Genomic DNA, 21,780 nt, shown 5'->3' on the forward strand with positions numbered 1-21,780 from the left:
GGGCGGCCAAACGTGCCCGTGTCCAAGATCGCCTATCCCAAGCGATTCAACCCGCAAGGGCACGGCTCTAGGTCTCGCCGAACCGCTCTGCCCGTGCAGAACTGACTCAGCGCATGTTCGCCGCGCACCTGCAGGATCCGTTGTCGCACAGTTCCTATGGGCAAGTGCCACCCGACCTGGTGCAGCGGCACTCAAGCGGCATCGGGCATACGGGTCAGCAGCTTGTCGAGCGTGATCGGGTAGTCGCGCACGCGCACGCCGGTCGCGTTGTAGATGGCGTTCGCAACCGCCGCCCCGACCCCGCAAATGCCGAGTTCGCCGACGCCCTTGGCCTTCATCGGCGAGGACATCGGATCGGTCTCGTCCAGGAACACGACCTCCTGATGCGGGATATCGGCGTGCACCGGTACCTCGTAGCCGGCGAGGTCATGGTTCACGAAAAATCCGCGGCGCTTGTCGACCGCCAGTTCCTCCATCAGCGCCGCGCCTGCGCCCATCGTCATTGCGCCGATGACTTGGCTGCGCGCCGTCTTCGGATTGAGAATGCGCCCGGCTGCGCAGACGGCGAGCATCCGCCGGATGCGCGTCTCGGCCGTTGCCACATCGACGCCGACCTCGACGAAATGGGCACCGAAAGTCGACTGCTGGTGGGTTTCGTCGAGATCGCCATATTCGATCGTATCCTCCCCGGTCAGCGGCCCGCCCTCGGCCGCGCTCGCCAGAGGTAGGCTGCGATTGCCGGCTCTGACCTCGCCATCGGCGAACACTGCCTCGTCCGAATTGATACCGAGCTTCTGCGCCACGGCCTCGCGCAGTTTGACGCAGGCTGCGTAGACGCCGGCCGTCGAGCTATTGCCACCCCATTGACCGCCGGATCCGGCCGAAACGGGAAAGGCGGAGTCGCCGAGCTTCACGACAACCTTGTCCAGCCCGACACCCAGCATCTCCGCGGCGGTCTGGCCGATGATGGTGTAGCTGCCGGTCCCGATATCAGTCATATCGGTCTCGATCGTGACGACGCCCCCGGCGTCGAGGCTGACCCGCGCACCGGACTTCATCACAAGATTGTTGCGGAAGGCGGCCGCGACACCGAAGCCAACCAGCCAGTTGCCGTCGCGCGTCTGGCCTGGCCGTGCCGGGCGGCGCGACCAACCGAAGCGCTCGGCGCCGATCCTGAAGCACTCGTCGAGCCGCCGCATCGAGAAGGGTCGTTCCGGCTTCTCGGGATCAACCTGTGTGTCGTTGAGCAGGCGGAAGGCGACCGGATCCAGCGCCAGCTTCTCGGCCATCTCGTCCATCGCCATTTCCAGCGCCATCAGACCCGGAGCCTCGCCCGGAGCGCGCATGGCATTGCCTTCCGGCAGGTCGAGCTCGGCCAGGCGCATCGCCGTCATCCGGTTGGCACCGGCATAGAGCAGCCGCGTCTGCTGTACCGCGAGCTCCGGCCCACCTCCCTTGAGATCCCCCGACCAGCTCTCATGGCCAATCGCTGTGAGCTTTCCCTCCTTCGTCGCGCCCAACCTGATCCGCTGGATCGTGGCCGGTCGATGGGTCGTGTTGTTGATCATCAGCGGACGCGTCAGCGCCACCTTGACTGGGCGCTTGGCGAGGCGCGCTCCGAGCGCCGCCAGCAGCACGTCGGCGCGCAGGAAAAGCTTGCCGCCGAAGCCGCCGCCGATAAAGGGCGACACGATACGGATGTTCTCCTTGGGAATGCCGAGCGTCGTCGCCATATCGGTGACACCCCAGGCAACCATCTGGTTGGAGGTCCACAGCGTCAGTTTCTCGCCTTCCCAGGCAGCGAGCGTGGCATGCGGCTCCATCATCGCATGGCTCTCGTCGGGCGTCGTATAGGTCTCGTCGAGCTTCACCTCCGCCCTCGCGAAAGCCGCTGCGAAATCCCCGACATGGGTATCGTCGAGGCTGGGATCGTCGCCCTCGGGCTTGGCGGCTTTATCCTTCGCAGCCTTCAAATCGAAGGCGCCTTTGGCGGCCGCATAGTCGATTTTGATCAGGCTCGCCGCGGCGCGGGCCTGCTCGAAGCTCTCGGCCACGACCAGCGCGACGGCCTGGTGATAGTGCCCCACCTCCGGCCCGGCGAGAAGGGGAGCCGTGTTGCGCTTGCCCTTCTTCAGGTTGCCCGCCTCCTTCGCCGTCACGACAGCAAGCACGCCCGGTGCCTTGCGCGCGGTCTCGTAATCGATCGAAGCGATCCGGCCCTTGGCGATGCCGGCGCCGACGACATAGCCGTAGGCCTGGTTCGGAACGACATCGTGCTGCTCATAGGCATAGCGCGCCGTGCCGGTCACCTTGCGCGGCCCGTCGATCCGGTCATGCGGCCGGCCGACCACCTGTTGTCGGTCGATCGGGTTGTTGGTTGCGGGCTTGTCGAATTTCATAAGTTCAACCCCTCGCCTGCGTCAGCACCGCGCCGAGCGTGCGCTCGACCAGCGGCAGCTTGAATGCGTTGTCATGGGTCGGCCTCGCATCGGCCAGAAGCGCGTCCGTCGCCGCTTTCGCCCCGCGGCCGATCTCGGTCTCGGCCTTTCCGACACGCCAGGGTTTGGGCGCGACACCGCCGAGCGCGATCCGCGCACTGCCGTCGCGCTGCACGATCGCCGCGACAGAGATCAGCGCGAAAGCGTAGGAGGCCCGGTCGCGCACCTTGCGATAAATCTGCGTGCCGCCAACTGGCTTCGGCAACGTCACCGCCGTGATCAGTTCGCCCTTGTCCAGAATAGTGTCGAGATCGGGGGCCTTGCCCGGCAGACGGTGCAGTTCCCCGACAGGGATCGAACGCGTCGATCGATCCGCCTTGACCGTCTCAACGGTGGCGTCGAGCACCCGCATCGCCACGGCCATGTCGGAGGGGTGCGTCGCGATGCACGCATCACTGACGCCGACGACGGCGAGCTGGCGCGAGAACCCACCGATCGCCGAGCAGCCGCTGCCCGGCTGGCGTTTGTTGCAAGGCTGCGCCGTGTCGTAGAAATAAGGGCAGCGCGTCCGCTGCAGCAGGTTGCCGGCGGTCGTCGCGCGATTGCGCAACTGGCCGGATGCGCCTGCCAGCAAAGCCCGCGACAGCACGGCGTAATCGCGCCGCACCCGTTCATCGGCTGCCAGAGCGGTGTTGCGCACCAACGCGCCAATACGCAAACCGCCTTCTGAGGTCGGCTCGATCTTGTCCAGGCCGACCCCGTTGACATCGATCAGGTGCGCCGGCGTCTCGATCTGCAGCTTCATCAAGTCGAGCAGATTGGTGCCGCCGGCAATGAACTTCGCTTCCGGATGCTTAGCTGCAGCCGCTGCCGCATCGGCGGGCGAAGCCGCTTTCTCGTAGGAAAAAGCTCTCACGCGCGCCTCCCGGCGACTTCGGTCATCGCCTCGACGATGTTGGAATAGGCGCCGCAGCGGCAGATGTTGCCGCTCATGCGTTCGCGGATTTCGGCTTCGGTGACCGCCATCGCGCCGGTGAGATCGGCACTCACATGGCTCGGGACGCCGGCCTTGATCTCGTCGAGCACGGCAACGCCGGAGCAGATCTGCCCGGGGGTGCAGTAACCGCACTGGAAGCCGTCGTGCTTCACGAAGGCAGCCTGCATCGGGTGCAAGTTTTCGACGCCACCCAGCCCCTCAATGGTTGTGACCTCGGCTCCAGGGTTCATGATCGCCAGCGTCAGACAGGAATTGATCCGCTGCCCATCGACCAGCACCGTGCAAGCGCCGCATTGACCGTGGTCGCAGCCCTTCTTGGTGCCCGTTAGGTGAAGATGCTCGCGCAGCGCATCCAGCAGCGTCGTGCGCGTATCGAGTTCGAGCTGGTAGCTTTGTCCATTTACGCTAAACGAGACCTCGCTCAGCACTGGCTTCCCGCTCGGCGCCGGCTGCGCCCGCGTGCCCGTCACCGTGGCGGGAAAGGCGGCACAAGCGCCAGCGACGACCATCAAGTCACGCCGGTTCATGTCCAGTTCTCGGGGAGTTGGCATATCCGCCTCCGATTTTGGCAAACCGCGGCGAAGGCTCGCTTCCGAGCAGGCCGCTTCGCGGAAGAGAACAACCGAAAGAGCGACTAGTTCAATATCGTTCTAAAATGTTCCGCTCACGAGATCGTCAGGTCGCTGGTGCCTATAGCGCTGCTCGGGGCCGATCGCGGTCGCAGCTTCCTCCCCCAGCCGAAGCGCCAACGTCGGCAAGTGGCGCTGGGCTGCCTGACTGCTCCCATCCTGGCGCCCGGCTGGAGTGGCCGCAGACATTCCTCCATGATCACTGATCCCTGTCGCCAGCCTGATCGAGCGGCCATAAAGTCGGAGCATGCGCGCACCCCTGGATAATGACCTTCTCAGGACAATACCGCACCGTTGTTGTTCAGTTCGCTGTTGCTCGCGGCTACAGGCTCTGAGACCGATTGCTGATTTTCGTCTTCAGAACAGCGAGGTGAAGCGCCCGGACCAGCATCCGGGCGCTGCTTGTCCGAACCTCAGACGTGTCCGTACTTCGCCAGGGCGTCGGCGAGCGAGAGTCCGCGCGAGAGCTCCTGCCGGATCTTGACCTCGACGGCGGTTAGTCGCTCGGCCTCTGCCAGAACCTCCTCGATCCGGTCAGCCGGGATGACGATGGCGCCGTCCTCATCGGCGAGGATGAAGTCGCCGGGCTTGATCTCGACATAGCGGCTGGTCGCGCCGCGCATCAGCACCGGAACCTGGCTGGCATTGACCTTCCAGCGGCCGATCGACTGGACCGGCGTGCGGTAGCGCGCATAGACCGGGAAGGCCTGCTCGCCGATCCAGCGGATGTCGCGGATACCGCCATCGACAAGTGCGCCGACGCAACCTTTCTCCTTCATGCCGATCGCGATCAGCTCGCCGAAATAGCAGATGCCTTCGCCGTCGCCACTCCAGACCGTGACCTCGCCGGGCGAGACGCCCTGGCAGGCCTTCATCTTCTCGGCGTCGCCGCCGAGCGGGAACGGCGTCATCTGGCCGCGGATCGTATAGGCGAAGCCGGCGAGCCGGCCGGTCGTCGCCGGATAGGGCGCAAACTGCGGCGCCAGCCCCTGGTCCGGCAGGCCGAGTGTGTCGAGCACGTCGGCGACATTGGAGGTGTCGACCGCAAGGAAGCGGCGGCGGATGTCCTCGCGCCAAATGGCGTCGCGCTGGGGCAATTCGGTCATGATCTCAAGTCCTTTCAGATGCTCTGGAGATAGCCGCCATCGACCCGGATGACCGAGCCGGTGATGTAGGCGGCGCGGGCGCTGGCGAGGAAGGCGACGACGTCGGCGTATTCCTCGGGCGTGCCGTAGCGGCCGAGCGGGATCGAGCCCGTGCTCTCGGCGACGATGTCGGCGAGCGGGCGGCCCTCGCGCTTGGCCTTCTGCTCGTCGAGAAAGAGGATGCGGTCGGTGGCGATCCGCCCCGGCAGGATGATGTTGCAGGTGATGCCGGACGCCGCGACCTCGCGCGCCAGCGTCTTCGACCAGCCGACCAGCGACAGCCGCAAGGCGTTCGAGATCGCAAGATTTGGGATCGGCGCGACGACACCCGAGGAGGTCGAGGTGACGATCCGCCCGAAGCCGCGCTCGCGCATGCCCGGCAGCACCTTGTCGGTGAGCGCGATGACGGAGAGCACCATCGCCTGGAACTGCGCCGTCCAGGTCTCGGACGGCACGCCGGCAGCGAGGCTCGGCGGCGGTCCGCCGGTGTTGTTGACGAGGATGTCGACCGGTCCGAGCGCCCCGTTGATCGCGGCAAGATGCCCGTCAGCCTCGTCGAGGCGGCCGATGTCCCAGCGCCGCGCCAGATGCGGCGCACCGAGGGCGGAGAGATCCGCCGCCGTCGCGGCGAGAGCCTTTTCGTCGATGTCGGCGAGCGCGACCCTGGCGCCTTCCCTTGCGAGCATCCTGGCGATGGCGCGGCCGAGCCCGCCTCCGGCGCCCAGTACGAGCGCCGTGCGTCCAGCAATTCCCAGATCCATGATGGGTTCCTTGTGAGTCCTGGCTTACGAGCCGATGCGCAGGGGAGCGTCGAGCTTGCGCAGATATGAGATGACCGAGAGCGCGGTGATGCGGCCGGTCTTCGGGTTGTCGCTCGGCACGTTCTCGATGGTCATCGAGAAGCTGGCGGAATCGGCGTCGACCTCGATCGTGTGGGTGTTGCGGGTCAGCGCCGGGTCAGCCCAGATTTCCAGCGTCGTCCGGTCCGGCCCGATGCCGGCGAGCGAGAGCGCCACGGCGACGTTGAGATTGGCCGGGAAGCCGATGGCGGCCTCGCGCGGCGTGCCGCTGAACACCCGCGTCGGCTCGGTCACGTCGTCGAGGGTGATGTTGTTCTCGATCAGATAGGGCGCGCCCACGAGGCCGCGCACCGGCTTGCGCGTGATCATCCGGACCGAGCGGATCACCCCCTCGGCGGCGGCGGTGACCGCGTCGAGGCCGAGCAGGGCGCCGGTCGGCACGACGATCTGGCCGCCATGCTGGCGGGCGATCTCGATGAGCCCCTCATGCGAGAGGATGGCGCCGGAGCTCAGCACGATCACCGTCTTGCCGGCGCGCAGGAAGGGCTCGGCGATGGCCGGCAGAAGCGCGGCCGGCGCGCATTCGACGACGATGTCGGCGAGGGCTTCGAGCTCCTCGATCGCGACGACCGGGATCGGCCGGGAGAGATGGGCGAGACGCTCGCGCGCCTTGTCGCGGTCATTGGCGGAGACAGCGACGAGCTCGCAGCCGGGCACGCCCTGGTCGAGCACGCTGGCGATCTTGAGGCCGACGGCGCCGAGACCGGCGATGGCGACCCGCCGGCGCGGATGCGCGCCGGGTGAGGAAGGGGAAGTCATGGGCGTTTCCTTGCGATCAGCCGGCAGACGGTGCCGGGAACAGGCTGGCATAGTGGCGCGCGCAGGCGCCGGCCGTGGTGAACCAGATGCGGTCCTGGTGCTTGTTGAGATGGTCGAGCACCCGGCGAAACTGCCGGATGCGGAAGGGCTGGCCGACGATGAAAGTGTGGATCGTCATGCCGTAGACCAGCGCCTGCTGCTCGGACTGGACGAGCATCTCCTCGAGATTGTCGATCGCCATATCGGCGAAGGCCTGCGCCGTGCCGTCATGCAGGACCACCATCGGCACGTCGTTGACCTCGTGCGGATAGGGCATCGCCAGCAGGGGACCGCCCTTGGTCTTCAGCCAGACCGGCTGGTCGTCCATCGGCCAGTCCATGGTGTAGCCGTAGCCGGCCTCAGCCAGCAGGTCCTCGGTGTTGGCGCTGGGATGGGCGCCGGGGCTCATCCAGCCGGCGGGCGCGGCGCCCTCATGGCTCGCGATCGCCTGCGTCGCCTCGGCGATCAGGCGCCGCTCGGCCTCGATCTCCAGGCCGTTCTGGTGCTCGGAATTGGTGCGGCCATGGGCGACGATCTCGTCGCCGCGGCGGCGATGGGCCGCGACCAGCTCCGGGCAGTGCTCGTAGCATTCGGTGTTGAGCAGCACCGAGAGCGGCAGGCGGTACTCGTCGAACAGCTCGATCAGCCGCCAGCCGCCGACGCGGTTGCCGTATTCGCGCCAGGCCCAGTTGTAGGTGTTGGGGTGCTGGAGCCCGGGCGAATAAGGCAGGCCGAGCCCCGAGCCATAGGCGAAGTGCTCAACGCAGAGCGCGACATAGACCGCGAGCCGCTTGCCGCCCGGCCAGGTGAAGTCCGGCCGGTCGACGATCGGGGAGTAGGGGAAGCGTCCGGGGGTAGGCAGCATGAGCGTGCGTCCGTCAGGGGCGATAATCGGCCGGCGCGACGACCGAGGAGAGATCGACGGTCGCGACGTTCTCGCGCGTCACCAGCAGGGCCGGCAGCACGACGCGGGCCTCGACCGGTTGCTTGGCTGCGGCCTTCAGCGCCTGCGCCATCGCGGCCTTGCCCTGGGCGACAACCTGCTGGATCGAGGTGCAGGCGAGGTCGCCGTCCTTCAGCATCTGCTGGGCGGTTGGGCTGAAATTCGAGGCCGAGACCTTCACCGGCTTGCCTGCCGACTTGAAAGCCGAGACGACGCCCGCGGCCATGTCATCGGTCGCCGCATAGATACCGGCGAGGTCGGGGAAGCGCTGCGTCCAGTCCTCGGCGGTGCCGAGCGCGGCATTGCGGTTGTCGGCGAGGCGTGATTCCGCGACGATCTTGACGTCCGGCGCGGCTTTCGCCAGCGCCTCGCGGAAGCCTTTGGCGCGCAGGTCCGACCAGGCCTGGCCGGCGGGGCCCGCCATCATCGCGATCGTGCCCTTGCCGCCGACCGCCTTGGCAAGGCATTCAGCCTGGAGCTTGCCCATGTCGGCATGGTCGGCGCTGACCAGCGAAGCGAGCTTCGGCGTGTTCGGTGGCGAGGAGATGCCGACGACCGGGATGCCAGCCTCGATCGCGCGCTCGACGATCGGCTTCACCGCATCGCCATTGGTGGCGCCGATCACGATCGCCGCGACCTTGCGCTGGATCAGGTCCTGCACCTGGGCGATCTGCTGCGAGGCGTTGGCGTCGCCGCCGGCATTGAGCTTCAGCACCTTGGCGCCGCCCGCCTTCGCCTCGCTCTCCATGCCGTAGACGGCCGAGATCCAGAAGGAGGAGGCGAGGTTCGGCACGGCGATGCCGATCGTCTTCTCCTGGGCGAGGGCCGGCTGCGCCAGCGCGGCGGCAGCGATCGAGGCGAGCAGGAGGCTACGGCGGGACAGGAATGTCATGGCGATACGTCCTTGGGCTGGCGGTTGCGGGTGAGAAGCGAGCGGAGGGCGGTATCCATCAGGCCGGAGCCGAGGATGACGAGGCCGACGGTGACCTGCGCCAGGAAGGGCGAGACACCGGTGAGGTTGAGCCCGGTCAGCACGACCTGGACAAAGAAGGCACCGGCCGCGACCGCGATGGCGTTGGCGACGCCACCCGACAAAGCGGTCCCGCCGATGATCGCCGCGGCGATCGCCTGCAGCTCCATGCCGGCGCCTTCGGTCGGCAGGCCGGCGCCGGCCCGGGCCGTCATCAGCGCGCCTGCCAGGCCGGCGAAGAGGCCGCAGAGCTGGTAGGCGCGGATCTGGAGGGCGCCGGCATCGGCGCCGACCAGGCCCACGGCTTCGGGATTGGCGCCTAGCATCAGGATGCGCTTGCCGAGCGTGGCATGGCCCAGGAGGAACTGGGCGCCGAGGACGCAGGCAAGGGCGAGCCAGGCGAAGGGTGGCAGTCCGAGCGCGGGATCGAAGGCGAGGCTGGTGGCATGGCCGGCCTCGGCGAGCGGCACGGCCTGGCCATCATCGCTGACCAGCAAGGCGACGCCCTTCAGCGCGACGAGTGAGCCGAGCGTCGCGACGATGGGCTGGAGGGCAAGGCGGCCGACGAGCCAGCCATTCAGCGTGCCGCAGGCCAGGCCGACCAGTGGGGCGACAATCAGACCCGCCAGCCCGAAGCTGTTGGCCGCCATGGCGGCGAGCGTTCCCGCGAGCGCCGCGATCGCGCCGACCGAGATGTCGAAGCCGCGAGCGGCAAGGGCGAACATCTGGCCGGTTGCGAGCAGGACGAGGACCCAGGCCTGGCCGGCGATGCTGGCGGCATTGCCGAGCGAGAGGAAGCCGGGTGCGATCGCGCCGAAGATCAGGCTGGCGGCGAGGATGCCGGCAGGGGCGACCAGGAGGCGGGGAGCGATGATCTGGTTCATCCGCGCCTCCCGGCGGTCAGCACGCGGACCGCGTTGCCGAGGAAGGCCCAGTCGCGCTGGAGCAAAACGGCGCCGATGACGAGTATGCCGAGCAGGATGAGCTGGTAGGCCGTCGGCAGGTTGAGCAGCACCACGATGTTGTTGAGCATGGCGACGATCAGCACGCCGCAGGCGACCTGCAGGACATTGCCGCGCCCGCCGCCGAGCGGCAGCCCGCCGACGGCGCAGGCGGCGATGGTCTCGAAGGGCAGGTTCGGCGCGAGCATGGGCTGGCCCGAGGCGACGCGGCTGGTCAGGATCACGGCGCCGAGCGCGCAGAACAGGCCGGCCACGGCATAACCGGCAAAGACGAGGCGAGGCACGGACAGTCCGGCGAGCCTGGCGGCCGTCGCATTGGCGCCGACCAGATACCAGCCGCGCCCCAGCCGGGTCTCCGCCAGCAGCAGATGCAGTGCGGCGAAGGCGATGGCGGCACACAGGATCGGCACGGGGATGCCGAAGACACGGCCGCGGGCTGGGAAGGAGAAGGCGTTCGAGGGCGGCGCATCGATCGGCAGCCCGCCGGCGAGCCAGGCAGCGAGGCCCGAGGCGATCATCAGCATGCCCAGCGTCGCGATCACCGGCGGCACGGAAAAGCGGGCGACGAGCAGGCCGTTGATCATCCCGATCGCGACGATCAGCAGGCTGCCGAGGAGGAAGGCACCGACGACGCCGATTGTCGGCAGGGCCATGACGATGACGACGCTCGCCAGCGCCGCGGAGGCGCCGAAGGAGAACTCGATGCCGGCGAGGATGACGACGATAGCCTGGCCGCAGGCGACGATGCCGAGGATCGCAGCGATGCGCAGGACGTTCTCGACATTGCCGAGCGTGCCGAAGCGCGGCACCGCGAGGGCCGCCAGCCCGAAGAGCAGCGCCGCCACGATCAGAATGGCGGGCGGGCGCAGGAAGGCGGGCATGCCGGACGGGCCCCGGTCGCCGAGAGGGAAACTGCTCATGCGGCGGCCTTTCCGGCGAGCGCGGCCATGATCGTCTCGGTCGAGGTGTCGCCGGGCAATTCCTTGGCAATCACCCCGTCGCGGACCACGAGGTAACGGTCGCAGAGCGCGGTCAGCTCATCGAGATCGCTCGATGTGATCAGGACAGCGACGCCGCTGCGGGCCATCTCAATGACGGCGCGATGGATCATGGCGCGGGCGGCGACATCGACACCGCGCGTCGGCTCGAGCAGGACCAGCGCCCGCAGGTCCGGCAGCGCAAGGCAACGCGCGATCAGCAGCTTCTGCTGATTGCCGCCGCTGAAGCTTGCGGCCTCGGCATCAGGACGGGCCGGATGAAGGTGCAGGCGGCGCAGCAGCGGCTCGATCGCCGTGCGTTCGCGTGCCTTGCCGAGAAGGCCGCGGGCGGAGAAACGCGACAGGGCGCTGGCGGAGGCGTTGCCGATCGCGCTGACCGGGGGAAACAGCCCCTCGGCATGGCGGTCGGCCGGGACATAGGCGACGCCGAGCCGGACGGCTTCACGCCGGTCTCCAAGCGCGAAGCGCCGCTCGCCGACGGCGATCTCGCCTGTGCCGGGCGCGGCGCCGGCCATGGTGGCGGCGATGGCAAGCGCTCCGGAGCCGACCAGTCCGGCAAGGCCGACGATTTCGCCGGCACGCACCGAGAGATCGAGGCTGTGGCCGGTCGCCATGCGCACATTGACTGCAGTCAGGACAGGCTCCGTCCGGGCGCTGCCGGAACGATGCTCGTGCTCGATGTGCATGCCCAGCATCGCCTTGACCAGCGTGGCGCTGTCATGCCGGCCGATCGGGGCGGCGTCGATTACGGTCGCGCCGTCGCGCAGCACCGTGACCTCGTCGGCGAGACGCTCGATCTCGTCGAATTTGTGCGAGATGAAAAGGACGGCTGCACCCTGCGTGCAGAGGTCGCGGACCACGGCGAAGAGCCGGTCGGCCTCTGCGCCGTTCAGCGCTGCGGTAGGTTCGTCGAGGACCAGGATCCGGCAATTCCGACCGACGCCGCGGGCGATTTCGAGCAATTGGCGTTCGCCGAGCGAGAGCGACGAAACCGGGCGATCGAGATCGAGGTCGAGCCCGACCCGGGCGAGCCACGCCTTGGCCTCGTCGCGCGGCACCAGTGCCCTGCCGCTGAGGCCGGCCTGGCCGGCGGCGAGCTGGAAGGCAGAGAGATTGTCGAGGACGGAGAGCTCGGGAAACAGGCTGAGATGCTGGTAGATCGGTACGATCCCAGCGGCGATCGCCTCGGCCACCGAGTGGAAGGCGACCGGCTTCCCACCAAGGGAGAGGCTGCCGCTGTCAGGTTTCACCGCGCCGACGATGATCTTGACCAAGGTCGACTTGCCAGCGCCGTTCTCGCCGAGGAGTGCATGGACGCGACCGGCGCGCAGCGTGAGATCAGTGCTGCGCAGCGCACAGGTCGCGCCATAGCGTTTGGCGATGTCGCGCATGGCGAGCGCGATCGCTGGCTCGATCGTCATCGGCAATTCCCCATTCACCTGAAGCGGGCCTTTCGGCTGCACCGGTGTTGTCGTGACGATGGGACTGCCGCTCGATCGTCACAAACGAATTGTTCGGCGCTCATGCATGATCTACTCTCATGCATGAGTGAGGTGATGCATGCGAAAGAGGCGACTGCCGCCGTTGAATGCGCTGCGGGGCTTTGACGCCGCTGCGCGGCACCTCTCCTTCACCAAAGCGGCCCAGGAACTAAACCTGACGCAGGGCGCGGTCAGCCGGCAGGTCAGGGAACTCGAGCTCCATCTCGGGCAGGAGCTTTTTCACCGCCTGACCCGCAGGATCGAGCTCACCGCCGAGGGTGAGCAGTTCTTCCAGAGCGTGGAAAGCATGCTCGACGAGCTCGAGCGCGCCGCCGGCCGTTTCACCCGCCGCCGCGACCGAGCGACGTTGACGGTGTCCGTCCTGCCGACGATCGCCTCGGTCTGGCTGATGCCGCGGCTCCATCACTTCACCAGCCAGCACCCGGAGATCGAGCTGCGCGTCGTCTCGTCGATCGAGCCGGCCGACCTGCTCGCGCACGACGCGGATGTCGCGATCCGAGTCGGCCGCCTGCCGGGTCGGCACTATGAGCGCAACCAACCGCGCATTGAATTGTCGATGCTGACGCGTTGGGACGGGGTCCATGCCGACGAACTCTTCCCGGATCGGCTCGTGCCGGTCTGTTCACCGGGCCTGATCGGCGAAACAGAGATCACTCCGGCCGATCTGGTGCGCTGGCCGCTGATCCATACTTCGACGCGCCGCCATGCCTGGCCGGATTGGCTCAAGGCCCATGGCGTCCGCGCAGCGGTCGAGATCGAGCAGACGCTGCAGTTCGGACATTTCTTCATGTCGCTGGATGCGGCACGGCAGGGCCGCGGCATCGCGCTCGTGCCCGACATCGTGCTGGCGCATCCGGACGGGATGCGGGGGCTCGTCATGCCGGTGGCCGGCGATCTCGAAAGCGCAGGCGAGTACTATCTGCTGATCCACGAGACACGGCTGGATGAGCGCCACGTTCAACAGTTCCGCTCCTGGGCGCTCGCCGAGGCCTTCCGGGCGCGGGAGGCGCTGCCAGCGATGATGCATGAGCCAGCCTCATAGATAAGCGGCTATTTTTTCGATTGTGAACCGGCTCTGCTTCGGTGCTGCTTCAGGCAACGAAACGAGGGGACAATCATGCCGGGCTTCAAGGCTTTCGCCGTCGTATGGCTGTTGACAGGAACACAGGTTGCCATGAGTGCCGATATCGAACGTTTCCGGTTGGATGACGCATCGCCGTACAAGAACCAGTTCCTGGAATCGCTGCTGGTTCCCTCGGGGACCGATCTTCTGATGCTGAGCGGCGTGACTCCGCCGATCGTCGACGCGACGGTTCCAGATGACACCGTCGCCGCCTACGGCGACACCGAGACGCAGACGCGAGAGATACTCAAAGACATCGCTACCACGCTCGCCAAGCGCGGATTTGCGATGAGCGATGTCGTCAAGATGCAGGCTTTCCTCGTCGGCGATCCTGCGAAAGGCGGCAAAGCCGATTTTCAGGCCTTCTCGAAAGCCTATCTCGAATTCTTTGGCACATCCCAGAACCCCAATATTCCGGTCCGCACACGTGCCCAGGTCACCAGCCTTGTCTGGCCGGGCTGGCTCGTGGAAATTGAGGTCATCGCGGCAAAGCGGCGCTGACTTCACGAGGGCAGAGTCCGGGACATCTGGCAAGATCGGGCCCATGACCTGTTGCCTGATCTGCCGAGTCCGAGGTTTGCAAGGGATCAGATGTGCGAGGCTCCCCATTGACCCCTCAGATAGTCGATTAGGTGCCGGCTCCCCGGCAAGCTTCGACTGAAGAGATTTGGCCGCGATCGATCTGCGGCTGTGGGATGAAGTCAGCGCGAAGCCATGTGTCGAAGGTATCGACGCTGATCATCAGCATCTCAGCGGCCGTCTTTCGATCGACGAAGACGCGCTGAACCTGAGCGCGCGCCATGGCTATGCCCTCCTCAGCGCGTTGCCGGAGGAGACCATGCGAAAGCCGGCCTCGAACTCGAGATCGACGCTGTTCATCGTGCCGCGCGCGAAGACCCAACAGCGCTGGCCTTTGCGGCCGTGGTGGTCCCAGCGATACCGATAGACCTGAGCTGATTGGCTGCCGACGCTCTGCCCGGGGGTGACGGCGCCATGGGAACAGGCCAGGACGCTGCAACGTCCGCTCCCAAATGGGTCGCTCGACATCGTAGCGCGCGGCGTCAAGCAGGATGGCCCAGGCGAGGTGCTGCCCCCCCGCAGTCGCCCCGCCTCAGCAAGGCGACCTGTTCTGAACGTCAGAAATCAAAGCTGGGTTTTGCAGATCTATTGCCAAATGAAAACTCTATAATAAAAGGAGCGAAGCGTAAGCTCTCTGCAATGCCCACGGAGTTTGGAAATGTCGGAAAACAACGAAGCGCTCGTCGACTTGGTCGCGCATATCGTTTCGGCATTCGTCGGGCACAATAGCGTGCCGATGGCCGAGCTTCCGGCGTTGATTGCTAGCACGCACGCAGCGCTCACTGGGCTTGGTCAGGCTCCGGCGTCGGCTCCCGAAGAAAAGGCGACCCCGGCCGTATCAATCAAGAAATCCATTACGTCCGATTTCCTGATTTGCCTGGAAGACGGCAAGAAGTTTAAATCGCTTAAGCGTCACCTTCGTACAGCGTTCGACATGACGCCCGATCAGTACCGCGTGAAGTGGAATCTGCCTCCGGACTATCCGATGGTCGCGCCGAACTACGCTGAGGCCCGCTCTAATCTGGCCAAGTCCCTGGGCCTAGGCCTGCAGCGTCGGAAGACGGTGCCGGCGGCTCCGAAGCGTGATCGGGCCAAGGCTTCAGCCTGAGTCATTTCGGCCGGCGCGAAGGTCAAGCCTCGCGTTGTCCGCCCTCGGCCGGCAATAAGCGAGTTGTAGATGGGCCATTGGGAGCAGATCGGCCGAGACAATGCCGAGGGGAGGGCGCGCAGGGCGGCCCTGCCTCGCTGGCGCCGGGCTTTGGGCAATCAGGGAAGGGCGGCCCTTGTGGCAGCGGCATGGATCGTGATGGCCGCTTCGCTGCTCAGGCTCTTCGAGATTGTCTAGAAGCCATCGTCTTAGGCCGCCGGTCTTTCGCTGAAGCGGTGATCGTTCCCCGCGCCACACGGCATCGGCTGTCAGATGTGGTCCCTTACCATATTCGGCCTTGTAGCCGAGATCAGCGCTTCCCCTGCATGCGGACCTTGTGGCCGATTTTGATGGGCACCGGCCTGGCTCGCCAGATCCATGAAAGGCCGCTCGACGACGCGGTACAGGAGCGCCGCGGCGGCAAGCGTTGCAATCAGTACGAAAACAGGAAAGAGGCCGAACCAAACCCAATTCGTCTGCGGGAACAGGACCTGGCAGGTCATGGAACCAATCATCACGATCGGGAAATGCGTGAGATAGATGCCGTATGACCAGTCCCCGGCCCGGCTGCCGCCCCTGGCGAGTTTGCCCTGCAACGCAGCCGTTCCAAGCGCGGCGGCCACGAGAAGCGCCGCGGGGCCGCCCCACACGATCCAGCGCCATGGCCCGGGCTCGCTAGCGGTCATGGCGAAACAGAAAAGAGCTGTCAGGGAGAGGCAGATTTGCGCTATGCCGGGGAGGGCAAGCTTGCCGGAGCGATGGAGCTCGTAGAGGCAAACACCTGCTGCGAACTCCAGGACAATCGGATTGGTCCAAAATTGCAGCGCCAGTGTCGCCGGCTCAAATAGCTTTCCCAGCACAGCCGGCAGCACAAGCATTCCCACAATAAATACCAACGCTATCCCTTGGGAAAAACAAAGTGCGACCGCGAATAAGGCATAGAAAGCCATCTCGTAGTTGAGCGTCCAGCCGATGGCGAGGATAGGAGAGGTAATCCCGTCGACATTAACGGCCGGTAGAAAAAGGAAAGATGCCGCAACTGACGACCACGAAGTGTCACTCCAGGCACGGCTCCCGATCAAAATAAAGGCGCAGATCATGACGCCGGTCATCAACCAGTATAACGGCACGACCCGCGCAAGACGACGCAGGAGGAAGCTCTTCCACGCCCCCGGCTTTCCGAACAGCGAACGGCTGGAAAAAGCAATAATGAAACCGGAAATGACGAAGAAGATGTCTACGCCGGCAGCGAAGGGAAAGATCGCCAACGGCGAGTCGTACGGACTAACGCCCAGGAAGCGCGTCGAAATGGCGTTCGCGGTATGCTCAACGAGCACCAGGAGGGCGGCAAATCCTCTCAAACCCTGCAAGTTGTCGAACCGTGGTTCGGACGCCATGCCGCCGCTTTGCCCCATTTCCCCCTTGCACGAGGCGCAGACAAGCATTCACTCACCTGCTTAGCAAGGTTTTGCCACATTCCACGGACCGGCTGCTGGGGAGAGCGCGACCCATTCGCCAAGCCCGTGAATCTGCGGCGCTTCGCTGCCGAGGCTCTTCGGAGCCATTAGAAGCCAGTGTCTTCGCCGACCTCACCAATCTCCTGGGCGCGGTAAGGTGCCAACAATGCCTCCACTATGGTGTTGTGGTCGGCATAGAGCTTTGGGATAGCGTACCACCTCGTCCATTGCGCCGCTTCAGCGTCATCGCCGGCAAAGAGCTCCGGCCGCTTAATCTCCTCCGACAGGGTGATCAGAACGGCACCCGAGATGATGCGGCTCCGCGGATCTCTCTCGATCGCATCGAACGCCAGAGGCCGATAGACACGGAGGATGAGCCCCGGCGTGGCCCGCAAGTCGACCCCTGCCTCTTCCTTGAACTCCCGGATCGCGCAATCGCTGAAGGTCTCGCCCTGGTCGAGGAAACCACCAGGCAAAGCCCATTGCCCGCTGCTCTTTCGCCGGACCAGCGCAATTTCGTTCCCGCGCACGACCACTGCATCGGCCGTTAGGTGCGGACCCTTACCATATTTGGCCTCGTAGTCGGGATCAGGCATCTCACTCCCCATCCGCATGTCGCTCGTCATCAAGTCTTCGGCGATTTTAGCCCGGGGCGAGGGCGCCTTCGGCAGCTACTGGCGCGAGGTATCAGGCGTGGTCTCCGGGGTTCCCGCAGTAGGCTCGTGCGCGAGTTGTTTGGCCAACTCCTGCGCCCCGGTCGGTGTCAGTGCGATGGTAATCGACTCGTTTCTGCCAGGCGCGGTCATCAGTTCGAAGCGAACAGCGATGGCGTCAGGTCCTCGGAAGACCTGGAATCCGGCGACGCGAACTGCGGGGATCTCATTGCTCTTAGCCATGGTTTCCTCCCGATCCGTAGGGGATGACAATCCATTGCGCGCGTCAGTGGAGTCAAATGCGGGCTCTTACTCCCCTTGCGCCCGGATGGCTGTGGCACTGATCCACCCCCGTTGAATTGGTCCACCCTGAAGTATGTCTTTTGGCAGACAGGAGGACCGCGATGCCGAGGAAGCGTCACAAGCCTGACGAGATCGTCGCGTAGCCGCGCCCATGAACCGGCGATCTTTTACCGAGAAAGCTGAGCTGGAGCGCTTCCGTCTGCGGTTGAGCGCCAAAGATCACCCAATCACCGCCCCGGTTGGAAGCGCACGGAGATGGCTTGGACCTACCAACTTCCGCTTTCCAGCTGGCCTCGAACGCTGGCTTGGCGCAGAGCGCCGGCGGACCGCGGCTCCAAATCGATGAAGCCGGCGTCGGTTGGACCATGGCGCACTGAAGCATCGTGGCCGCGTTTCGGAGCCGTCCAGCGCCCGGCCGCGATGACGTTGTGCTTGATACAGGCGCGCCAGGCTCAGGCCGTTCCGATCAGCTGCTCCAGCCCGATCGGGAAGCGGCGGCAGCGAATGCCGGTCGCGTGCCAAACCGCGTTGGCAATGGCTCCGGCCGAACCTGTAATGCCGATCTCGCCGACGCCCTTGATACCGAGCGCGTTGACGTGCGGGTCATGTTCGTCGACCAGGATTGCCTCGACATGCGGCACGTCGGCATTGACCGGGACATGGTACTCGGCGAGATCGCCGTTCATGATCCGGCCCGAGCGCCTGTCGATGATCGCCTTCTCGTGCAGCGCAAAGGAGATGCCCCAGATCATGCCGCCATAATACTGGCTGCGCACGAGATGCGGGTTGATGATCCGCCCCGCGGCGAAGGCGCCGATCAGCCTGCTGACGCGAATCTGGCCGAGATCGGGATCGACCTTCACCTCGGCGAAGACCGCGCCATGGGCGTGCATCGCATAGCTTTCCTGCGCCGCCGGATCAGCCGCGGCCTTGCCGCCGGCTTCGATCTGCTGAAGGCCCGCCCGCGCGAGGATGTCGGCATAGGCCTCGCTGCGGCTGGCGTCGTCGCGCCGGTGCAGGCGGCCCTCGCGGGCGATCACGCCCTGGTTGCCGGCGCCGAACAGAGGCGAGCGCTCGTCGCCGGTCGCGAGATCGGCGAGCTTGGCGATGACCGCAGCGCCTGCGTTGTGGATCGCCATGCCGGCCGTGGCCGTATGGGCCGAGCCGCCGGCGATGCCGGCATCGGGCAGATCCGAGGTGCCCGAGGCGAAGTCGACCTTGTCGAGGTCGAGGCCCAGGCCGTCCGCGGCGATCTGCGCCAGCGCCGTCCAGGCGCCCTGGCCCATGTCGTGGGCGCCGATCTCCATGCGCCCGGAACCATCCGCCCTGATGATGGCGCGGGCCTGCGCCTGGAACATCAGCGCGGGAAAAGTCGCGGTGCCAACGCCCCAGCCGACGAGGAAGCCGGCTTCGTCCCGCTTCGAACGCGGTGCGAGCGGCCGTGTCGACCAGCCGAAACGCTCCGCCCCTTGCGCGTAGCACTCGCGCAGCGCCTTCGACGAAAAGGGCTTGCCGGAGATCGGCTCGACCTCGGCATAGTTTTTCAGGCGGAAGGCGAGCGGATCCATGCCGCAGGCGAAGGCCGCCTCGTCGATGGCGCTTTCCAGCGCGATCGAACCGGTCGCCTCGCCTGGCGCGCGCATGAAAAGCGGTGTCCCCGTATCGGTGCGCACCGCCTCATGCGCGGTCGCGATCGCCTTCGCCGCATAGAGCGTGTGCGAGGCATCCGCGGCCGGCTCGAAGAAGTCATCGAAGCTGCTCGACGCCGTCAGGGCGTGATGATCGAGCGCGGTCAGCCGGCCTCCCGCATCCGTGCCCAGCCGCAGCGTCTGGCGGGTCGGCGCGCGATGGCCGACCGGGCCGTACATCTGCTCGCGGCGCAGCACCAGCTTGACCGGGCGGCCGACCAGCTTGGCCGCCATGATGCCGAGCACTTGCGGGCCGGCAACCAGCCCCTTTGAGCCGAAGCCGCCGCCGAGGAAGGGGCTGCGGATATGGATCGTCTCCGGCGCGATGCCGAACAGGCCGGCGATGCGCGCTTGGGCCATCGCCATGCCCTGGCTCGGCGTGTCGATCACCAGGCCGGCCTCGGTCCATTCCGCGACGATGGCGTGGGGCTCCATGGCGTTGTGATATTGCGAGGGCGTCTCGTAGACCGCCTCGGTCACCTTGGCGGCGTCCTTGAGCCCTTGCTCGACATCGCCATGGCTGACGGCGGGCGGGTTGCCGACGCCGACGCCGGGCGGCACGAAACGCTCCCCGTCGAGGCCGATGCGTGCCGTTTGCGTCTCATAGACCGGCGCCAGCAGTGTTGCGCCTTCGGTCGCCGCCTCCAGCGTCTCGGCGATCACGACCGCGATCGGCTGGCGCGGGTAGCGCACCTTGTCGTTCTGCAGCAGGTCGAGCCGGAACATGAAGGGGTTGCTCTTCTCGTCCGGGTCCATGGCGAGCTTCGGCTTATGCGCCGGGGTCATGACGTCGACGACGCCGGGATGGGCTTTTGCGGCAGCGACATCGAGCGAGGCGACACGGCCGCGAGCGATGCCGGCGACCGCCATCACCGCGTAGAGCATGCCGGTGGGGTGATGGTCGGCGGCGTAAGGGGCGGCGCCGGTGACCTTGAGGACACCGTCGCGGCGGGTCAGCGGCTGGCCGATATTGGAGCCGTGGCGCTGATGCCGGGCAGATTGGCTGAGCGTGATCTCAGGCATGTGCGAGCGCTCCGGGCATGGTCGAGAAAGGGGAGGCGGGCAGGGCGGCGATCTGCGCGGGCGTGCCCGCCGCCGCTTCGTTCAGGGCGCGGACAAGGATGCGGCGCGCCAGTTCGATCTTGTGAGCGTTGTGGCCGGACGGCTTGGCTTCGGCCAGGGCGATCTCGGCCGCGCGCTTGAACGCCTCGGGCGTCGGCTCGGCACCGACGAGCAGGGCTTCCGCCTCGCGGCAACGCCAGGGCTTGGCCGCGACGCTGCCGAGCGCGAGCCGTACCTGCGCGATCCTGCCGGCTCCGAGGTGAAGCGCGGCGGCGGCTGAAACCACCGCGAAGGCATAGGAGGTGCGCTCGCGTAGCTTGAGATAACGGCTATGGGACGCGAAAGCCGCCGCGGCGGCCGGAAGCCTGACGGCCACGATCAGGTCACTGGGTTCGAGCACGGTGTCACGTTCCGGATGTTCTCCGGGCAGGCGATGCAACGCGTCGAGCAGGATGTCGCGGCGGCCGTCGCGGCCTTCGACCTCGACGATCGCATCGAGTGCCGCGAGCGGCACACAGAAATCGGACGGATGCGTCGCGATACAGGACGGGCTCCAGCCGAGCACGGCATGGCCGCTGTTTTCGCCCTGAAGCGCATCGCAGCCGCTGCCCGGCACGCGCTTATTACAGGCGCTCTCGACGTCGTAGAAATAAGCGCAGCGCGTCCGCTGCAGCAGGTTTCCGCCGACCGTGGCAGCGTTGCGCAATTGCGCGGAAGCGCCCGAGAGCAGCGCCTCGCTCACCATCGGGAAGGCCTCTGCGAAGCCGGTGTCATAGGCGAGCGTGGCGTTGCGCACCATCGCACCGATGCGGAAGCCGCCATCGGGCAAACGCTCGATCCGGTCGAGACCCGGCAGATGCGTCACATCGACGAGGCGATCGGGCCGGGCCACGCCCACCTTCATCAAGTCGAGCAAATTGGTGCCGGCCGCGAGATAGACTGCGCCCGTTTGCGCGGTTGCGGCGACGGCCTCGGTGACCGAGGCGGGGCGGATATAGTCGAAGATCTTCACGCCGCGGCCCTCCCGTCGCCGGCCATCGCCTTCTGCGCGTCCAGCACGGCCTCGGTGATGCCGGCATAGGCGGCGCAGCGGCAGATATTGCCGCTCATCAGCTCGCGGATGCGCTCGGGATCGTCTCCGGCCTGTCCCTCGCGGATCAGCCCGATCGCGCTCATGATCTGGCCCGGCGTGCAGAAGCCGCACTGGAAGCCGTCATGGGCGATGAAGGCTTCCTGTACGGGATGCAGCGCGCCCTCCCGCCCGACGCTCTCGATCGTCTCGACGCTGGCGCCGTCGAGGCTGACCGCCAGAGCGAGACAGGAGTTGATGCGCCGGCCGTCAACGAGCACGGTGCACGCGCCGCATTGGCCGCGGTCGCAGCCCTTCTTGGTGCCGCTGAGGTCGAGGCGCTCCCGCAGGAGGTCGAGAAGGGTGACCCGGGGATCGTCGAGCTCGATCCGTCGCAAGTCACCGTTGATGGTCAGGTTGATGGAGAAAATCATACACCGTTCCAATCAAATGAGGC

General features: G+C 66.3%; 21 protein-coding genes. 4 read left to right on the forward strand and 17 right to left on the reverse strand.

Annotated elements, in window-relative coordinates; translation table 11 throughout:
* Positions 1–191 precede the first annotated feature (191 nt).
* The 11 genes from paoC to GY40_RS00810 form a co-directional block, all read right to left on the reverse strand.
* Complete coding sequence (paoC, locus tag GY40_RS00760; RefSeq protein ID WP_038357866.1) at positions 192–2,399, reverse strand: aldehyde oxidoreductase molybdenum-binding subunit PaoC; 2,208 nt, start codon at positions 2,397–2,399, stop codon at positions 192–194.
* 4 nt (positions 2,400–2,403) lie between these two features.
* On the reverse strand, positions 2,404–3,354 hold the full coding sequence (locus GY40_RS00765; RefSeq protein ID WP_038357868.1) for an FAD binding domain-containing protein: 951 nt from the start codon (positions 3,352–3,354) through the stop codon (positions 2,404–2,406).
* Positions 3,351–3,986, reverse strand: a complete 636-nt coding sequence (paoA, locus tag GY40_RS00770) for an aldehyde dehydrogenase iron-sulfur subunit PaoA (RefSeq protein WP_081925039.1) — start codon at positions 3,984–3,986, stop codon at positions 3,351–3,353. The genes GY40_RS00765 and paoA overlap by 4 nt, the downstream gene beginning before the upstream one ends.
* Positions 3,987–4,477: 491 nt before the next feature.
* Positions 4,478–5,170 carry an RraA family protein gene (locus GY40_RS00775; protein WP_081925040.1) on the reverse strand — a complete coding sequence of 231 codons (693 nt, stop codon included), beginning with the start codon at positions 5,168–5,170 and terminating at the stop codon, positions 4,478–4,480.
* Between the two features lie 14 nt (positions 5,171–5,184).
* Positions 5,185–5,970 (reverse strand): SDR family oxidoreductase, encoded by a 786-nt coding sequence (locus GY40_RS00780; protein WP_038357872.1) that lies wholly within the window; start codon positions 5,968–5,970, stop codon positions 5,185–5,187.
* 24 nt (positions 5,971–5,994) lie between these two features.
* On the reverse strand, positions 5,995–6,828 hold the full coding sequence (locus GY40_RS00785; RefSeq protein WP_038357874.1) for an aspartate dehydrogenase: 834 nt from the start codon (positions 6,826–6,828) through the stop codon (positions 5,995–5,997).
* Positions 6,829–6,844: 16 nt separating this feature from the next.
* Positions 6,845–7,732 (reverse strand): polysaccharide deacetylase family protein, encoded by an 888-nt coding sequence (locus GY40_RS00790; protein ID WP_038357876.1) that lies wholly within the window; start codon positions 7,730–7,732, stop codon positions 6,845–6,847.
* 13 nt (positions 7,733–7,745) lie between these two features.
* Positions 7,746–8,702 (reverse strand): substrate-binding domain-containing protein, encoded by a 957-nt coding sequence (locus GY40_RS00795; RefSeq protein ID WP_038357878.1) that lies wholly within the window; start codon positions 8,700–8,702, stop codon positions 7,746–7,748.
* The gene (locus tag GY40_RS26335) at positions 8,699–9,664 is read right to left on the reverse strand and encodes an ABC transporter permease (RefSeq protein WP_051987391.1); all 966 of its coding nucleotides are present in this window, start codon (positions 9,662–9,664) and stop codon (positions 8,699–8,701) included. Before GY40_RS26335 ends, GY40_RS00795 begins: the two co-directional genes overlap by 4 nt.
* Complete coding sequence (locus GY40_RS00805) at positions 9,661–10,662, reverse strand: ABC transporter permease (RefSeq protein ID WP_038357881.1); 1,002 nt, start codon at positions 10,660–10,662, stop codon at positions 9,661–9,663. Before GY40_RS00805 ends, GY40_RS26335 begins: the two co-directional genes overlap by 4 nt.
* Positions 10,659–12,161 carry a sugar ABC transporter ATP-binding protein gene (locus GY40_RS00810; protein WP_038357882.1) on the reverse strand — a complete coding sequence of 501 codons (1,503 nt, stop codon included), beginning with the start codon at positions 12,159–12,161 and terminating at the stop codon, positions 10,659–10,661. The genes GY40_RS00805 and GY40_RS00810 overlap by 4 nt, the downstream gene beginning before the upstream one ends.
* A gap of 139 nt (positions 12,162–12,300) precedes the next feature.
* Here GY40_RS00810 and GY40_RS00815 point away from each other — a divergent pair, with 139 nt between their 5' ends.
* The 4 genes from GY40_RS00815 (at position 12,301) to GY40_RS00825 (ending at position 15,052) form a co-directional block, all read left to right on the forward strand.
* Positions 12,301–13,284 (forward strand): LysR substrate-binding domain-containing protein, encoded by a 984-nt coding sequence (locus tag GY40_RS00815; protein ID WP_081925041.1) that lies wholly within the window; start codon positions 12,301–12,303, stop codon positions 13,282–13,284.
* A gap of 75 nt (positions 13,285–13,359) precedes the next feature.
* Positions 13,360–13,866: a RidA family protein gene (locus tag GY40_RS00820; RefSeq protein WP_197062679.1), complete on the forward strand. Its 507-nt coding sequence runs from the start codon at positions 13,360–13,362 to the stop codon at positions 13,864–13,866.
* A 166-nt stretch (positions 13,867–14,032) separates the two neighbouring features.
* Positions 14,033–14,311 (forward strand): hypothetical protein, encoded by a 279-nt coding sequence (locus tag GY40_RS27380; RefSeq protein ID WP_156115827.1) that lies wholly within the window; start codon positions 14,033–14,035, stop codon positions 14,309–14,311.
* Positions 14,312–14,602: 291 nt separating this feature from the next.
* Positions 14,603–15,052 (forward strand): Ros/MucR family transcriptional regulator, encoded by a 450-nt coding sequence (locus GY40_RS00825; RefSeq protein WP_038357883.1) that lies wholly within the window; start codon positions 14,603–14,605, stop codon positions 15,050–15,052.
* A gap of 308 nt (positions 15,053–15,360) precedes the next feature.
* On the opposite strand, the gene GY40_RS00830 is transcribed toward GY40_RS00825, so the two are convergent.
* The 6 genes from GY40_RS00830 to GY40_RS00855 form a co-directional block, all read right to left on the reverse strand.
* Complete coding sequence (locus GY40_RS00830) at positions 15,361–16,536, reverse strand: acyltransferase family protein (protein ID WP_051987393.1); 1,176 nt, start codon at positions 16,534–16,536, stop codon at positions 15,361–15,363.
* Between the two features lie 119 nt (positions 16,537–16,655).
* The gene (locus GY40_RS26340; protein ID WP_051987394.1) at positions 16,656–17,174 is read right to left on the reverse strand and encodes an NUDIX domain-containing protein; all 519 of its coding nucleotides are present in this window, start codon (positions 17,172–17,174) and stop codon (positions 16,656–16,658) included.
* A 45-nt stretch (positions 17,175–17,219) separates the two neighbouring features.
* A complete protein-coding gene (locus tag GY40_RS00840; protein ID WP_038357884.1) occupies positions 17,220–17,444 on the reverse strand; it encodes a hypothetical protein in 225 nt (74 codons plus the stop codon).
* A gap of 512 nt (positions 17,445–17,956) precedes the next feature.
* A complete protein-coding gene (locus tag GY40_RS00845) occupies positions 17,957–20,215 on the reverse strand; it encodes a xanthine dehydrogenase family protein molybdopterin-binding subunit (protein WP_038357885.1) in 2,259 nt (752 codons plus the stop codon).
* Positions 20,208–21,266, reverse strand: coding sequence for an FAD binding domain-containing protein (locus GY40_RS00850; RefSeq protein WP_038357886.1), 1,059 nt, complete (start codon positions 21,264–21,266; stop codon positions 20,208–20,210). The genes GY40_RS00845 and GY40_RS00850 overlap by 8 nt, the downstream gene beginning before the upstream one ends.
* Complete coding sequence (locus GY40_RS00855) at positions 21,263–21,757, reverse strand: (2Fe-2S)-binding protein (RefSeq protein WP_038357887.1); 495 nt, start codon at positions 21,755–21,757, stop codon at positions 21,263–21,265. Before GY40_RS00855 ends, GY40_RS00850 begins: the two co-directional genes overlap by 4 nt.
* Positions 21,758–21,780: the final 23 nt, after the last annotated feature.

The organism is Allobosea sp. UNC402CLCol (assembly GCF_000745475.1).
GTDB classification, from domain to species: Bacteria; Pseudomonadota; Alphaproteobacteria; order Rhizobiales; family Beijerinckiaceae; genus Allobosea; species Allobosea spartocytisi.